The sequence below is a fragment of the Cupriavidus pauculus genome (assembly GCF_008693385.1).
Classification (GTDB): domain Bacteria; phylum Pseudomonadota; class Gammaproteobacteria; order Burkholderiales; family Burkholderiaceae; genus Cupriavidus; species Cupriavidus pauculus_D.
In genome coordinates this window covers 2,378,944-2,392,539 of sequence record NZ_CP044065.1, presented here as the reverse complement: position 1 = coordinate 2,392,539, position 13,596 = coordinate 2,378,944, and the positions used below count along the sequence as shown (strand labels likewise).

The window sequence follows — 13,596 nt, the reverse complement described above, 5'->3', positions numbered from 1 at the left end:
CACCGTTACACATCGCTTTTTTTCCCATGTGCCTCTATCATGGCGCCGGGCCGGCAAAAAATAACACGTCTGAGTTAAAGACGCCGATACCGTCGTGACCCAGAATGGACGTTGCGCCACGCGCCATACCGCGCGTGTTGGCGACGCTCCGCACTCCTTTATCCGAGGTATCGACGATTTGCTGGCTGCGCGGACGCCGGCAAGGGAAGTCTTTATGCAGCAGCATGGCGGATCCCCGCCGGCCGGCGGACGCGTGCTGCGCGTCGCCTGGCCGTTCGTCCCCGTGGTTATCGCGCTGGCGTTTTTCTGCGTCGCCAGTGTCGATTTGCTATCCGCGTCGCGCGCGTTCATTTCGGCGGAGAGCCTCTGGACCAAGGGCCAGAAGGCCGCCGTTCTCCATCTGCTGAGGTTTGCCGAAACGCGGCAGGACGTCGATTTCGAGGCGTACCGCATGGCCATCGCATTGCCGCTCGGCGATGCCGAGGCGCGCGTCGCGCTCGAGAACGAGGACGATTTCGATCGCGACAAGGCATTCCAGGGCCTGATCGCGGGCGGCAATCATCCCGACGATATCCCGGCGATGATCCGGCTGTATCGCTACTTCCGTAACGTTACCGAGATCGACCGCGCGATTGCGCTGTGGGCCGAGGCCGACCGCGATATCCACAAGCTCGATACGGTGGCGAGCACGCTGCGCGAACGCGCGGCGGACCCCGCCTGCGACGACATCTGCCTGAAGCCGCTGGTCTCGGAAATCACCGAGATCGACGCCCGCCTCACGCCGCTCGAAATCGCGTTCTCGTACAGCATCGGCACGGCCTCGCGGCGCGTGCGCGACACGCTGCTATGGGGCGCGGTCGGCCTGGCCGTGCTGCTGTTGCTGAGCGCCGTCTGGCTGTCCTATCGCATCCTCCGTCAGGAGCGGCAGCTGCGCGAGGCGCTGACCGGTAGCGAAGAGCGGCTCAAGCTCGCCGTGGCTGGCAGCAGCGACGGCCTGTGGGACTGGCATCCGCACCGCGGGGAGCTCTACTTCTCGCCGCGCTGCGCGGAGATGCTCGGCTACGAACCCGATGAACTGCCGCATGCGCGCGAGACCCTGCTTGCACTGATGCATCCGTCCGACGTGCCCGGATTCGAGCGGCAGCTGTCGCGGCATCTGCGCGAGGGTACGCAATACGACGTCGAGTTCCGCTTGCGCCGGAAGGGCGGCGGCTTCCAGTGGGTCCGTTCGCGTGGGCGCATGGTGCGCGGCACGACGGGCAAGCCCGCGCGCATGGCCGGATCGCTGACCGATATCTCCGATCGCAAGGAGTTCGAATCGCAGCTTTTCGCGGAAAAGGAGCGTGCGCAGGTCACGCTGCAGGCCATCGGCGAAGCGGTGGTGACGACGGACGTGTGGGGCCGCATCGAATCGCTGAACCCGGTGGCGGAGCTGCTCACGGGCTGGTCGAATCAGGAGGCGCTGGGCACGTTCCTGGCGCAGACATGTCCGCTGCAGGACGAGGGCACGGGTGCGCCGATCACCGACCTCATCTCGCGCGCGTTGCAGGAGCGCTGGCCCACGCAGGCCATCATGCTGCTGGCGCGGCGAGGCGGCGGTCTGGTCGCGGTCAAGCCGTCGGTCGCGCTGATCCGCGACCGCGCGGGACTTGCCATCGGCGTGGTGCTCGTGATGCATGACGTGAGCATGGAGCGCGCGCACGCCGCGCGGCTCGCGCACGAGGCCACCCACGATGCGCTGACGGGCCTCGTCAATCGCGCGGAGTTCGAGCGACGGCTCGCGGCGGCCACGGGCAGTACACGGCAGACCGACTGCACGCACACGCTGATGTACCTCGACCTCGACCAGTTCAAGGTGGTCAACGATACGTGCGGCCACGCGGCCGGCGACGAACTCATCCGGCAGGTAGCGGAAGTCATGCGGCAGGCGCTGCGCAAGGGCGACACGCTCGCGCGGCTCGGCGGCGACGAATTCGGCGTCCTGCTCGAACACTGTTCGGGCGAGGAAGGCGCGCGCGTGGCCGAGGCCCTGCGCCGCGCGATCTCGTCGTTCCGCTTCGCGCACCGGCAGCGCACGTTCGCGCTGGGCGTGAGCATCGGCGTGGTCAGCCTCGATGGCAGCATCGTCAAGGTGGAGGAAGCGCTCAGCGCGGCCGACGCCGCGTGCTACATGGCGAAGGAGGGCGGGCGCAACCGCGTGCAGATCTATCGCATGGACGACAACGCGATGCAGTCGCGCCGCGGCGAGATGGAGTGGGTCAGCCGCGTGCATGCGGCGCTGGCCGCCGGCCGGTTCTGCCTGTATGCGCAGGAGATCGTGGCGTTGCAGCCGGGCATCGATGGCCGGTCCGGCCGCCATATCGAACTGCTGCTGCGCCTGATCGACGAGCGCGGCGAACTCGTCCCGCCGATGGCATTCGTGCCCGCGTGCGAGCGGTTCAACCTGATGCCGATGATCGACCGATGGGTCGTCGAGACCGGCTTCGCCGCGCTGGCGCGCCTGCAGGCCGAGCAGCCCGGCTGCATCGCGATGTGTTCGATCAATCTATCCGGCGCGTCGCTCGCCGACGATCACTTCCCCGCGTTTGTCCAGCAGCAGGCCGAACTGCAGGGCCTGGCGCTCGATAGCGTCTGCTTCGAGATTACCGAGACCGCGGCCATCGCGAACCTGACGCAGGCGGCCGCGTTCATTCAGCAGCTGCAGGCGATGGGCTGCGCGTTCGCGCTCGACGATTTCGGCGCGGGCATGTCGTCGTTCGCATATCTCAAGCACCTGCCCACCGCGTATCTGAAGATCGACGGCAGCTTCGTGCGCGAGATGCTCGACGATCCCGTCAACCTCGTGATGATCGAGGCGATCCAGCGAATCGGGCAGGCCATGGGCAAGCGCACGATCGCCGAGTTCGTCGAGAGCGAAGCCATGCTGGAGCGTCTGCGCGGACTCGGCATCGACTACGCGCAGGGCCACTACATCGCACGGCCGATGCCGTTCGCGCGCGGCACCAGCGTGCATGTGGAGACCACCGAACGCTTCGCGGTGACGCTATAAGCCGCGGTCAGACCGGCGGCGGTACGATCGGCGACGTGGCGTCCGTGGTTCCCGCAGGCCCCGCGGGTGTCATGGGCGCGGGCGGCGAGTGGACGAGCGGATCGCGAAACCCGGTATCGCCGGGTTTGCGCACGGGCCGCTGCGCGGCCTGCCACGATCGGTAGGCAAAGTAGCCGGCCGCACCGAGCGCGCCGAATTTCGAAAGCTTCCACGCCACGCGTCCGACCGGCGTCTTGCGCAAGAGTGGCAGCGCCAGCGTGATGGCGGTACTCACCATCGGATACTCGCGCGTGATGCCCAGCAGCTTGAGCCAGCCGCCAGGGCGCGTGAGGCCGGCCACCTTGGGCAGCCACGCACTCACGTTGGTCATGCGGCGCGCACCGCCACGCACCTGCTGCAGCGCCTGCAGCGCATCGTAGCGTTCGAGCGCGGCCCGCGTGAGCAGCAGCTCCTTGCGTACCGCGAGCGGCAGCCGGACTTCATGCGAGAAGCGTGCGGGCCGCGGATGATCGCGGCGCGGACGGTCGCCCGCGCGTTGGTCGGCGTACGGGTCCTGATCGTCGTTTGGAGTAGTCATCGGCGCAGCATCTCCCGGTCCTTGTCGAGCTCAGCGAGCGTGGCTTCGAACAGCGGCGGCGCATGGCGCAGCTTGTTGCGCGCGACCAGCAAACAGGCTGCGGCCGCGACGAAGTAGAAGAGCATGATGGCAAGGATGGCCTGCCACCGGTAACTTTCCCAGAACAGGATGACGATCAGCAGCGTGAACGTCATCAGCGCCATGCTGAAAAATGCCAGCGCGAAAAAGGCAAGGAGCGCCACCTTCATCAGTCGGGCGCGCTCCTCGGCCAGTTCCACGCTCGCAAGTTCCAGTCGCGTCTGCAGCATCGATACGATCGAGCTGGCCAGGTTGCGAAGGGCGTCCAGGAACTTCGGGGAAGAGGGTTCGCTCATGCGGCGGTCTTGCGAATGTGCGAGGCGTGACGCGGAAAGACTCGCGACGCGGCCGGCGGGGTTGGAGCCTCCACCTGTGGCAGGGGAGGCCCTGGGCATGGAGACCCGAGCAGGTGGCCCCCGGCAACTACCCGGCGCGGGTCGCCCCGGCCGGGTCAGGTAAAACGTTATGCAGCAACGGGTGGCACGCTCGCACCGCCCGTGCTGGATCTGGATCTTACTTGCGGTTGAGCAGCAGGCCGATCAGCAGGCCCACGCCGGCCGCCACGCCCACGGCGCGCCACGGGTGGTCATGCACGTAATCGTCGGTCGCGCGTGCGGCGGCCTTGCTCTTCGTGACCACGGCGTCCTGCAGATCCTGGGCCTTCTCCTTGGCTTGCTTCAGCAGGCCCATGCCACGCTCGCGCAGTTCGGCAGCTTTCTCGCCGGTAGTCGAGGCCGCTTGCTTAAGCAGTTCTTCGGCGTCGGACAGAACGGTCTTGACATCGCTCATCAGTTTCTCCTGTTTGCGGGCGGTTGGTTGTGTTGGTGACATTTTGCCTTGCTCGCTCCCACTTGTGGCGTTTCGTGTCTCCACGCGGGACATGAAACTAGGATATGTGGCGGCGAGCCATCGTTTCAAGTCTTGACGCACGGTTTCGGGCATTCGATCCGATGTCGATGGCATATCGATATCGGCATCGAGTGCGTTCGGCTATAGTCCGATCCGCTGGAAACCGAAGCGTTACAAGACTCTCGACGGCGTAGGACAGCATTGGTCTTATGACTTCGAGTGATTTTATAGTGACTTTATATTCGTTTGAGTTGGATCGCAATCTCACTAAGCTGGTTCAATTCGATTCTTTCCCCCAGATCAACAGGAGATTAGGCATGTCATTGCGTCTCGGCGATATCGCTCCCGATTTCGAACAGGAGTCGAGCGAAGGCACCATCCGTTTTCACGAGTGGCTCGGCGATGGCTGGGGTGTCCTGTTTTCGCACCCAGCGGACTACACGCCCGTGTGCACGACGGAACTCGGTCTGACCGCGAAGCTCAAGGACGAGTTCGCCAGGCGCGGCGTGAAGGCCATCGCGCTGTCTGTGGATAACGTGGAATCGCACAAGGGCTGGATCGGCGATATCAATGAAACGCAGGGAACGTCGGTCAATTTCCCGATTCTTGCCGACAGCGACCGCAAGGTGTCCAACCTGTACGACATGATTCATCCGAACGCCAACGACACGCTGACGGTGCGTTCGCTGTTCATCATCGATCCGAAGAAAAAAGTGCGCCTGATCATTACGTATCCGGCCAGCACGGGTAGAAATTTCAACGAGATCCTGCGCGTCATCGATTCGCTGCAACTGACCGACAACCACAGCGTCGCCACGCCGGGCAACTGGCAGGACGGTGACGATGTGGTGATCGTGCCGTCGCTGAAGGACGAAGAGGTGATCCGCCAGAAATTCCCGAAGGGCTACAAGGCGGTGCGTCCGTACCTGCGTCTGACGCCGCAGCCGAACAAGTAATCCTGGTGGTGTGATTTTCGCCCGGCGCGACCGATGTCCCGCCGGGCGTTTTGTTTTTACCGGATCAGAAAAACGCTTGCAGGCCGGTCTGGGCGCGGCCCAGGATCAGCGCGTGGATGTCGTGCGTGCCTTCGTAGGTGTTGACCACCTCGAGGTTGACCACGTGACGGATCACGCCGAACTCGTCGGAAATGCCGTTGCCGCCGAGCATGTCACGGGCAACGCGGGCGATGTCCAGCGACTTGCCGCACGAATTGCGCTTCATGATCGAAGTGATTTCCACCGCCGCCGTGCCTTCGTCCTTCATGCGGCCCAGGCGCAGGCAGCCCTGCAGCGCGAGCGTGATCTCGGTCTGCATGTCGGCCAGCTTCTTCTGCACGAGCTGCGTGGCGGCCAGCGGGCGGCCGAACTGCTTGCGGTCCAGCGTGTACTGGCGCGCGGTATGCCAGCAGAATTCGGCGGCGCCGATCGCGCCCCAGGCGATGCCGTAGCGTGCCGAGTTCAGGCACGTGAACGGGCCCTTGAGGCCGCTGACGCCCGGCATGATGTTCTCTTCGGGCACGAACACCTGGTCCATCACGATCTCGCCCGTGATCGACGTGCGCAGGCCCACCTTGCCGTGGATCGCCGGGGCCGACAGGCCCTTCCAGCCCTTCTCGAGGATAAAGCCGCGGATCGCGCCCTTGCCGTCCTCGCCCTGGAGCTTGGCCCACACGACGAACACGTCGGCGATCGGGGAGTTGGTGATCCACATCTTGGCGCCGCTGAGCTCGTAGCCGCCATCCACCTTCTTCGCGCGGGTGACCATCGAGCCCGGGTCCGAACCGTGGTTCGGCTCGGTCAGGCCGAAGCAGCCGATCCATTCGCCGGTGGCGAGCTTCGGCAGATACTTTTCCTTCTGGGCATCGCTGCCGAATTCGTAGATCGGCACCATCACGAGCGACGACTGCACGCTCATCATCGAGCGATAGCCCGAGTCCACGCGCTCCACTTCGCGCGCGATCAGGCCGTAGCTCACGTAGTTGAGGCCGGGGCCGCCGTATTGCTCCGGAATGGTGGGGCCCAGCAGGCCCAGTTCGCCCATCTCGCGGAAGATCTCGACATCGGTCTTCTCGTTACGGAAGGACTGCAGCACGCGCGGCATGAGCTTGTCCTGGCAGTAGGACGCCGCCGCGTCACGCACCATGCGCTCTTCGTCGGTGAGTTGCTGGTCCAGCAGCAGAGGATCGGTCCAATGGAATTCGGCGTTCGCGGCCATCGAGGTCTCCTGAAGATTTAAAGTTCCGCATTGCGGAACCATGTTCCGATGCGGTAGTATAGCCGAACCTCGTGGCGGTGCAATACCGTTGCGCAATCAGGAGACCGCCGTGGCCGATGTGCCGATTCCCCAGACATCCGATGTCGTTGCCGACACCGTCCCGGATAGCGCCCCAGACAGCGCCCCAGATAGCGCGGCGGGCGAGCGGGCCAGCGACCCGAATTTCGTCACCGCGCTCGCGCGCGGCCTCGAACTGCTGCGCTGCTTCCGCACGGGCGAGGCGATGCTGGGCAACCAGGACTTCGTGCGCCGTACCGGTTTTCCGAAGGCGACCGTGAGCCGGCTGGCCGGCACGCTGGTCCAGCTGGGCTATCTTCGCTATGACGCCTCGCTCGGCAAGTACGCGCTCGACGCCGGCGTGCTCGCGCTAGGGTTCTCGTATCTGTCGGCGTCGAATGTCGTGGCGCTGGCGCGCCCGCATATGCTCGCGTTCGCGCAGTCGCATGGGGTGTCGGTGTCGCTGGGCAAGCGCGACCGGCTCGAGGTCATCTACCTCGAGTCGATTCGTAACGACGCGGGCGTGATGCTCGGTCTCGGGGTGGGGTCGCGGCTGTCGCTGGTTTCGAGCTCGATGGGGCGCGCGTACCTGGCGGCGTTGCCCTCGGCGCGGCGCGAGCGCGTGATCGCGGAATTCGCGCAGGCCTATCCCGAGCAATGGCGTCAGCAGGAGGCGCCGATGCGTGTGGCACTCGAAGCGGCCGAGCGCCTCGGGTACTCGGCGTCGTTCCGGGACTGGCATCCGGCGATCCACGCCTGTGCGGTCGCGTTCCGGCCGATTGGTGAACGCGAGATCCATATGCTCAGCTGCAGCGCATCGTATGGCGCGGTGCCTGAACAGGACTTCCATGACAAGCTCGCGCCGGCGCTGCGCGCGCTGGCGGCGCGGCTGTCGGAGGCCACGGGCTGAGCCGGGGGCTCAGAGATCGGTGCGCAGCTTCCACAGTTCCGGAAACAGGACCACGTCGAGCATCTTGCGCAGATAGCCGACGCCTTCGGTGCCGCCGGTGCCGCGCTTGAAGCCGATCACGCGTTCGACCGTCGTCACATGGCGGAAGCGCCATTGGCGGAACGCATCCTCGAGATCCACGAATTTTTCGCCGAGCTCGTAGAGATCCCAGTGCGCGGACGGGTCGCGATAGACCTGCAGCCACGCCGCCTCCACCGACGCGTTGTCGCCCGCCGGTTGCGACCAGTCGCGCTCGAGGCATGCCGCGTCGATCGCAAAGCCGCGCCGTGCCATCAGGCGAATGGCCTCGTCGTACAGCGAGGGCGTGCGCAGCGCGGTCTCGACCAGCGCGAGGTGCTCCGCCCGATGCGCATGCGGCCGCAGCATGGCCGCGTTCTTGTTGCCGAGGATGAATTCGATCTCGCGATACTGATACGACTGGAACCCGGACGATGCGCCGAGGTACGGCCGCATGGCCGAGTATTCAGGCGGCGTCATCGTGGCCAGCACGTTCCACGCCTGGACGAGCTGGTCCATGATGCGCGACACGCGCGTCAGCATCTTGAACGCGGGCGGCAGGCGGTCTTCGCGCACGCTCTCGCGTGCCGCGCGCAGTTCATGCAGCATCAGCTTCATCCACAGCTCGGTGGTCTGGTGCTGGACGATGAACAGCATCTCGTTGTGGTCGGGCGAGCGCGGATGCTGGGCATCGAGGATCTGATCGAGGCCGAGGTAGTCGCCGTAGCTCATGTCGCGCGCGAAGTCCATCTGCGCGCCGTGCCAGTCGCCCTCGCCGGTGGTGGTCTTGCCCGAGAACGGGCATCCCGAGGTGGTGCTCATAGGTTTCTGCCTTGAAAATCGGATCGAATCAGGTCACTTGCCCGCGCACCGCGAAGCGGTCTTCGCGATAGACGCCCGTATCGAGCACGTCGCGCAGCACCTCGACGGCATCCCATACCTCTGTAAAGCTCGTGTACAGCGGCGTAAAGCCGAACCGCGCGATCGACGGCTCGCGATAGTCGCCGATGACGCCGCGCTCGATCAGCGCCGCCACGACCGCATACCCGTCGGGATGCGCAAAGCTGACGTGGCTGCCGCGGCGGGCATGGTCGCGCGGCGTGACGAGCTTCAGCGGATGATCGCCGCAGCGATGCTCCACGAGGCGGATAAACAGGTCCGTGAGCCGCAGCGACTTCTCGCGCAGCGCGGCCATGCTCGTCTGCGCGAACACGTCCAGGCCGCATTCGACGAGCGCGAGCGACGTCATCGGCTGCGTACCGCAGAGGAAGCGCCCGATCCCCTCGGTGGGCCGATAGCGCGGCGACATCGCGAACGGCGCGGCATGGCCCCACCATCCCGACAGCGGCTGCCAGAATGCATCGCGCAGCGCGGGCGCGACCCACACGAACGCGGGCGAGCCGGGGCCGCCGTTGAGGTATTTGTAGGTGCAGCCGATCGCGTAATCGGCATGCGCGCCATGCAGATCGACGGGCACCGCGCCGGCCGAGTGGGCGAGGTCCCATACCGTGAGCGCGCCGCGCGCATGAGCGAGTTCGGTCAGGCCCGTCATGTCGAGCATCTCGCCTGACTTGTAGTTGACGTGCGTGAGCATGAGCACCGCGCAATCGGCATCGATCGCGGCATCGAGTTCGGAGGGATCGTCGACGAGGCGCAGCGAATAGCCGCGCTGGAGCAGGTCCGCAAGGCCCTGCGCGATATAGAGGTCGGTCGGGAAGTTGCTCGACTCGGACACGATCACGCGGCGCGCGGGGTCGCGCTGCTGCTGCACGCGCAGCGCGGCGGCCAGCACCTTGAACAGGTTGATCGACGTGGTGTCGGTGACCACCACTTCATCGTCGCGTGCGCCGATCAGCGGCGCGAGCTTGTTGCCGAGCCGGCGGGGCAGATCGAACCAGCCCGCGTCGTTCCAGCTGCGGATGAGTCCGTTGCCCCATTCGGCGGCGACGACTTCGGCGGCGCGCGCGGTCGCGGCGTGCGGCCGCGCGCCGAGCGAGTTGCCGTCGAGGTAGATCACGCCCGAAGGCAGCGCGAATTGCTCCCGCAGCGGCGCAAGCGGATCTTCGCGGTCGAGCGCGAGGCAGTGTTCCCGGGTGAAGGCTGTCATGGGCAGAGGGCGGTGGAAATCAGGGAAGGGTTCGCAGTACCGCGCGCACGGGGCTGGCATCGAGGCCCGCCAGCCGGAGCGGCAGCGCAATCAGTTCGTAGTCGCCGGCAGGCACGTCGTCGAGCACGATGCCCTCGAGAATCGCGAGGCCGTGGGCATGCACGGCGCGATGGGCGTCCATGGTCCTGGAGTCCTGCGGGTCTAGCGAGGGCGTGTCGATGCCGATCAGCCGCACGCCATGCGCGGCCAGCAGCGCGATGGTCTCCGCGGCCACGGCGCAGAACTGGCTGTCCCACGCGTCGAGCGGCGCGCGCGCGTAGGTGCGCAGCAGCACACGCGGCGGCGTGCCATCGAGCGCATCGGCAATCTGGTCGGGCGTGACGGCGGGCCTGGCGCCGAGGCAATGGATCACGCGGCATGGGCCCAGATACGCATCGAGCGCGACATCGCCGATCGCGGCGCCATCCGCCGCGTAATGGAGCGGGGCGTCGGTGTGGGCGCCCGTATGGGGCGACATCGTGATGCGGCCCACATTGACGGGGCAGTGGGCATCCATCTGCCACGACGGCTGATGCTGGAACGGCGTATCGCCGGGCCAGACGGGCGTGGCGGGGGACACCGGCGGCGTGATATCCCAGAGCGTGCGGGGCGCGTTTGTCATGGCAAACCTTTCTCGATGCATGCCCGCATGGTAGTCAAAACATCGCGAAAGAGGCTTGCCATTTCACCGCGAAAATCGATACGATTTCGCAGAATCTTGCGTAGAACAACTATTTCACGGTGGAATCTGCAATGACCCTCGACCCCATCGATCTCCGTATCCTGACCTGCCTGCAGGAGAACGGCCGCATCAGCAATCAGGATCTGGCGGACCGCGTGGCGCTGTCGCCATCGGCGTGCCTGCGGCGCGTGCGGCTACTCGAGGAAGGCGGGGTGATCGGGGGCTACCGCGCGTGGTTCGACGCGGAACAGCTGGGGCTGGAGATCGAGGCGATCGTGCAGGTATCGATGCGCCACGACGTGGAAGGGTGGCACGAGACGTTCAACGAGGCCGTGCAGGCGTGGCCCGAAGTGCTGTCTGCCTACGTGATCACCGGCGACAGCAGCTACATCCTGCGCGTGCAGGCGCGCAACCTCAAGCACTACTCGGATTTCATCGTCAACCGGCTCTACCGCACGCCGGGCGTGATGGATATCCGGTCGAACATCGTGCTGCAGCGGATCAAGACCGAAGGGTCGCCGCTGGCGATCCTCAAGGCAGGGGCTTGAGCGTCGAGAACCCGCCGCGCTGGAACACGAGTGGCTGGCCGGCGTCGTCGAGAATGCCGCAGCGTTCCACTTCGCCGACGAAGATCACATGATCGCCCTCGTCGTAGCGGCTGCGGTTGTGGCATTCGAACCAGGCCAGCGCGTTGGCGAGAATCGGCAGCCCGGTCTCGGACAGGCGATAGTCCACGCCGGCGAACCGGTCTCCCTTGAGCGTGGCAAAGCGTTGGCAGAGATCCAGCTGCGAAGCGGCCAGCACGTTGATGATGTAGTGCGATCCCGCGCGGAACATCGGCAGGCTGCTGGCGCGCATGGCCAGGCTCCAGAGCACGAGCGGCGGGTCGAGCGAGACGGAGTTGAAGGAACTGGCGGTAATTCCGACAAACGGTGCGCCGCCGTGGTGATGATGGCCGGCCGAGCGCGTGGTCATGACGGTCACGCCCGTGGCGAACTGCGACAGCGCACGGCGGAAATGCTGGGTATCGAAGTCGGGCGCGGCCGCGCCGCTTGCGGCGGGGTCCGCATCCGGGCCCTCCAGGCGGCTTCCGGTTTCAGGCATGCCCATGTCTTGGGCTCCACACAATTCCATGACGGGTTCCACAGTGTAATCGCGCTCGCGGATGCGCGCGCGCAACCACAACCTAATCTCCAGGCGCGGGCGGCTCGGTTGGGCTCCGCACGAATCGCGCCACCCGGGCCCACCCGGGCATACCCGTGATTGTAGCGGACGGGGTGCGCCCGCCGCCCCTTCATATTTGCAAGCGCGTCTCCATTTGCTTGAATATCCTAGTGAATGGGGAAGACGACATGACGGCGAAGGGAGCCAAAGACATGGAACAGCAACAGTTGGAGATCGCCACGCTTGGCGGCGGATGCTTCTGGTGTCTGGAAGCGGTCTATCAGCACGTGGAGGGCGTGCGTGCCCTGGAGTCCGGTTATACGGGCGGCCATGTCAGTCATCCCACGTACCGGCAGGTCTGCGAGGGCGACACGGGACATGCCGAGGTGGTGCGCGTGACATTCGACCCGTCCGTGATCACCTACCGCGAGATCATCGAGATCTTCTTCGCGATCCATGACCCAACCACGCTGAACCGGCAGGGCAACGACGTGGGGACGCAGTACCGGTCCGTGATCTTCACGCATTCGGAGGCGCAGCGCGCGACCGCCGAGTACGTGATGCGCGAGATCGCGGCCAACAAGGTCTATGACGATCCGATCGTGACGCAGATCGAGCCGGAGCAGCCGTACTGGCGCGCCGAAGAAAGCCACCAGAACTACTACGTCGATCATCCGGGGCAGGGCTACTGCGCGTTCGTCATCACGCCGAAGGTGGCCAAGTTCCGCAGGCAGTTCGCGCACCGCCTGCGTCAGTAAGGGCTCGCCGTACGCGGGTCAGAGCCGCTCGGCGATGGCCTGCGCCAGCTTCAGGCAAGTCAGCGGGGCCGAGCCCTCGGCCTTGTTGCTGACGATCACGTAGGCGGGCTGGTCCGCCGCGAGCGTGCGCACGACGAGGTCGGCAATGGCCTCGCGCGTGGGCGCATCCTCGTCCACGAGCTTGTCGAACGGCGCGTACGCGGCCTCGGCGATCTCGTACGAGCGGCCCTGATACAGCATCCATCGCAGCACGAGCGGTCCCGGCGCTTCGGCGTCCATGAGCGCCTGCGCACCCGCCTGGCGGCTGACCGGCGGCAGGCGATCGCGCGCGGACAGGCAGAAGCGCACGCCATGCGCGCGCAGCAGCTTGATATAGCGCGGCGTCAGCAGCGACGGGTCGCGCATCTCCACCGCATAGCATGCGAACGGCGTCAGCGACGGGTCCAGCGGCGGCAGCGCCTGCAGGAACGCGCCCAGCCGCGCGTGAAAGGCCTCGGCGTCGCTGGCCATGCTGCCGAGCGGCGAGAGCTGGAACAGCAGCGGGCCGCAACGGCGTCCGAGTCCGCCCGTCGCGGGCACGATAAAGTCGCGCACGGCGATATCGGGGTCGAGGAACGCCGCGTTGGGCAGGCGCCCCGCGCCGTCCGATCCGCGCACCCAGCCGTCGCAGACGCTGGCGGGCCCCTTGATCAGGAAACGGAAATCTTCTGGGACCTGGGAGGCGTAGGACAGGTAGTCGGCGAGCGGAATCGGACCGTAGAAGCCGCGGTCGATGCCGGCGGCGCGCAGCAGCGGATGCCGGCCGTATGCGGTCAGTCCCTTGCGCGCGAGCAGGCTCTCGCTGTACTGACCATCGTAGACGAGGCCGTGCCAGCCCGGATAGGACCACGACGACGTGCCGAGGTAGAGATGGCGCGGCAGGCGCGCGGCCAGCGCGGCGAGCTCGGCCGAGACCTCGGCGGGCTGGATCGCCTTGCCCCGCGCGGCCCTGGCCGAGGGTGCCGCGCGGTCGTCGGCCGGCGTATCGTCAGCCGAGTCGGCCGGCATGCCAAACA

15 protein-coding genes are annotated in these 13,596 nt (G+C 66.1%); 5 read left to right on the top strand and 10 right to left on the bottom strand.

All coding sequences use genetic code 11. The features are described 5' to 3' along the window. Positions 1-37: 37 nt before the first annotated feature. Positions 38-226 (bottom strand): hypothetical protein, encoded by a 189-nt coding sequence (locus FOB72_RS10995; RefSeq protein WP_150372544.1) that lies wholly within the window; start codon positions 224-226, stop codon positions 38-40. On the opposite strand from FOB72_RS10995, the gene FOB72_RS10990 reads away from it, so the two are divergent. Beyond that, positions 215-3,049: an EAL domain-containing protein gene (locus tag FOB72_RS10990; RefSeq protein WP_150372543.1), complete on the top strand. Its 2,835-nt coding sequence runs from the start codon at positions 215-217 to the stop codon at positions 3,047-3,049. The two genes, FOB72_RS10995 and FOB72_RS10990, sit on opposite strands and share 12 nt — an antisense overlap. A 7-nt stretch (positions 3,050-3,056) precedes the next feature. On the opposite strand, the gene FOB72_RS10985 is transcribed toward FOB72_RS10990, so the two are convergent. From FOB72_RS10985 to FOB72_RS10975, 3 genes are all read right to left on the bottom strand, one after another. Then, positions 3,057-3,626, bottom strand: coding sequence for a DUF3318 domain-containing protein (locus tag FOB72_RS10985; protein WP_150372542.1), 570 nt, complete (start codon positions 3,624-3,626; stop codon positions 3,057-3,059). After that, complete coding sequence (locus FOB72_RS10980) at positions 3,623-4,000, bottom strand: phage holin family protein (RefSeq protein WP_150372541.1); 378 nt, start codon at positions 3,998-4,000, stop codon at positions 3,623-3,625. The genes FOB72_RS10985 and FOB72_RS10980 overlap by 4 nt, the downstream gene beginning before the upstream one ends. Before the next feature lie 217 nt (positions 4,001-4,217). Then, positions 4,218-4,535: a YqjD family protein gene (locus tag FOB72_RS10975; RefSeq protein WP_317889529.1), complete on the bottom strand. Its 318-nt coding sequence runs from the start codon at positions 4,533-4,535 to the stop codon at positions 4,218-4,220. 335 nt (positions 4,536-4,870) lie between these two features. Between FOB72_RS10975 and FOB72_RS10970 the strand changes: the two genes are divergently transcribed. Further along, complete coding sequence (locus FOB72_RS10970; protein ID WP_150372540.1) at positions 4,871-5,509, top strand: peroxiredoxin; 639 nt, start codon at positions 4,871-4,873, stop codon at positions 5,507-5,509. Positions 5,510-5,573: 64 nt separating this feature from the next. Here the strand turns inward: FOB72_RS10970 and FOB72_RS10965 are convergent, their stop codons facing one another. Continuing rightward, positions 5,574-6,767, bottom strand: a complete 1,194-nt coding sequence (locus FOB72_RS10965; RefSeq protein WP_150372539.1) for an acyl-CoA dehydrogenase — start codon at positions 6,765-6,767, stop codon at positions 5,574-5,576. Positions 6,768-6,876: 109 nt separating this feature from the next. Between FOB72_RS10965 and FOB72_RS10960 the strand changes: the two genes are divergently transcribed. Continuing rightward, entirely contained in the window at positions 6,877-7,734 is an 858-nt protein-coding gene (locus FOB72_RS10960) for an IclR family transcriptional regulator (protein WP_223851304.1), read from the top strand. Between the two features lie 9 nt (positions 7,735-7,743). Here the strand turns inward: FOB72_RS10960 and kynA are convergent, their stop codons facing one another. From kynA to kynB, 3 genes are read right to left on the bottom strand one after another with little or no spacing between them, the layout of a single operon-like run. Then, positions 7,744-8,613 carry a tryptophan 2,3-dioxygenase gene (gene kynA, locus FOB72_RS10955; RefSeq protein WP_150372537.1) on the bottom strand — a complete coding sequence of 290 codons (870 nt, stop codon included), beginning with the start codon at positions 8,611-8,613 and terminating at the stop codon, positions 7,744-7,746. A gap of 28 nt (positions 8,614-8,641) precedes the next feature. Beyond that, the gene (gene kynU / locus FOB72_RS10950; protein WP_150372536.1) at positions 8,642-9,898 is read right to left on the bottom strand and encodes a kynureninase; all 1,257 of its coding nucleotides are present in this window, start codon (positions 9,896-9,898) and stop codon (positions 8,642-8,644) included. 19 nt (positions 9,899-9,917) lie between these two features. Further along, a complete protein-coding gene (gene kynB / locus FOB72_RS10945) occupies positions 9,918-10,559 on the bottom strand; it encodes an arylformamidase (RefSeq protein ID WP_150372535.1) in 642 nt (213 codons plus the stop codon). A 131-nt stretch (positions 10,560-10,690) separates the two neighbouring features. Between kynB and FOB72_RS10940 the strand changes: the two genes are divergently transcribed. Continuing rightward, on the top strand, positions 10,691-11,167 hold the full coding sequence (locus FOB72_RS10940) for an Lrp/AsnC family transcriptional regulator (protein WP_150372534.1): 477 nt from the start codon (positions 10,691-10,693) through the stop codon (positions 11,165-11,167). On the opposite strand, the gene FOB72_RS10935 is transcribed toward FOB72_RS10940, so the two are convergent. Next, a complete protein-coding gene (locus FOB72_RS10935; RefSeq protein WP_411859790.1) occupies positions 11,151-11,729 on the bottom strand; it encodes a flavin reductase family protein in 579 nt (192 codons plus the stop codon). The two genes, FOB72_RS10940 and FOB72_RS10935, sit on opposite strands and share 17 nt — an antisense overlap. A 266-nt stretch (positions 11,730-11,995) precedes the next feature. On the opposite strand from FOB72_RS10935, the gene msrA reads away from it, so the two are divergent. Continuing rightward, the gene (gene msrA / locus FOB72_RS10930) at positions 11,996-12,541 is read left to right on the top strand and encodes a peptide-methionine (S)-S-oxide reductase MsrA (protein WP_150372532.1); all 546 of its coding nucleotides are present in this window, start codon (positions 11,996-11,998) and stop codon (positions 12,539-12,541) included. Between the two features lie 18 nt (positions 12,542-12,559). On the opposite strand, the gene FOB72_RS10925 is transcribed toward msrA, so the two are convergent. Beyond that, complete coding sequence (locus FOB72_RS10925) at positions 12,560-13,588, bottom strand: DUF72 domain-containing protein (RefSeq protein ID WP_150373861.1); 1,029 nt, start codon at positions 13,586-13,588, stop codon at positions 12,560-12,562. Positions 13,589-13,596: the final 8 nt, after the last annotated feature.

Excerpts from the sequence above, each read along its gene's own strand:
- FOB72_RS10980 (WP_150372541.1), bottom strand. The coding sequence starts at position 4,000 with ATGAGCGAACCCTCTTCCCCGAAGTTCCTGGACGCCCTTCGCAACCTG.
- msrA (WP_150372532.1), top strand. The coding sequence starts at position 11,996 with ATGGAACAGCAACAGTTGGAGATCGCCACGCTTGGCGGCGGATGCTTC.
- FOB72_RS10985 (WP_150372542.1), bottom strand. The coding sequence starts at position 3,626 with ATGACTACTCCAAACGACGATCAGGACCCGTACGCCGACCAACGCGCG.
- kynU (WP_150372536.1), bottom strand. The coding sequence starts at position 9,898 with ATGACAGCCTTCACCCGGGAACACTGCCTCGCGCTCGACCGCGAAGAT.
- kynB (WP_150372535.1), bottom strand. The coding sequence starts at position 10,559 with ATGACAAACGCGCCCCGCACGCTCTGGGATATCACGCCGCCGGTGTCC.
- kynA (WP_150372537.1), bottom strand. The coding sequence starts at position 8,613 with ATGAGCACCACCTCGGGATGCCCGTTCTCGGGCAAGACCACCACCGGC.
- FOB72_RS10940 (WP_150372534.1), top strand. The coding sequence starts at position 10,691 with ATGACCCTCGACCCCATCGATCTCCGTATCCTGACCTGCCTGCAGGAG.
- FOB72_RS10975 (WP_317889529.1), bottom strand. The coding sequence starts at position 4,535 with ATGTCACCAACACAACCAACCGCCCGCAAACAGGAGAAACTGATGAGC.
- FOB72_RS10995 (WP_150372544.1), bottom strand. The coding sequence starts at position 226 with ATGCTGCTGCATAAAGACTTCCCTTGCCGGCGTCCGCGCAGCCAGCAA.
- FOB72_RS10935 (WP_411859790.1), bottom strand. The coding sequence starts at position 11,729 with ATGGGCATGCCTGAAACCGGAAGCCGCCTGGAGGGCCCGGATGCGGAC.
- FOB72_RS10970 (WP_150372540.1), top strand. The coding sequence starts at position 4,871 with ATGTCATTGCGTCTCGGCGATATCGCTCCCGATTTCGAACAGGAGTCG.
- FOB72_RS10965 (WP_150372539.1), bottom strand. The coding sequence starts at position 6,767 with ATGGCCGCGAACGCCGAATTCCATTGGACCGATCCTCTGCTGCTGGAC.
- FOB72_RS10990 (WP_150372543.1), top strand. The coding sequence starts at position 215 with ATGCAGCAGCATGGCGGATCCCCGCCGGCCGGCGGACGCGTGCTGCGC.
- FOB72_RS10925 (WP_150373861.1), bottom strand. The coding sequence starts at position 13,588 with ATGCCGGCCGACTCGGCTGACGATACGCCGGCCGACGACCGCGCGGCA.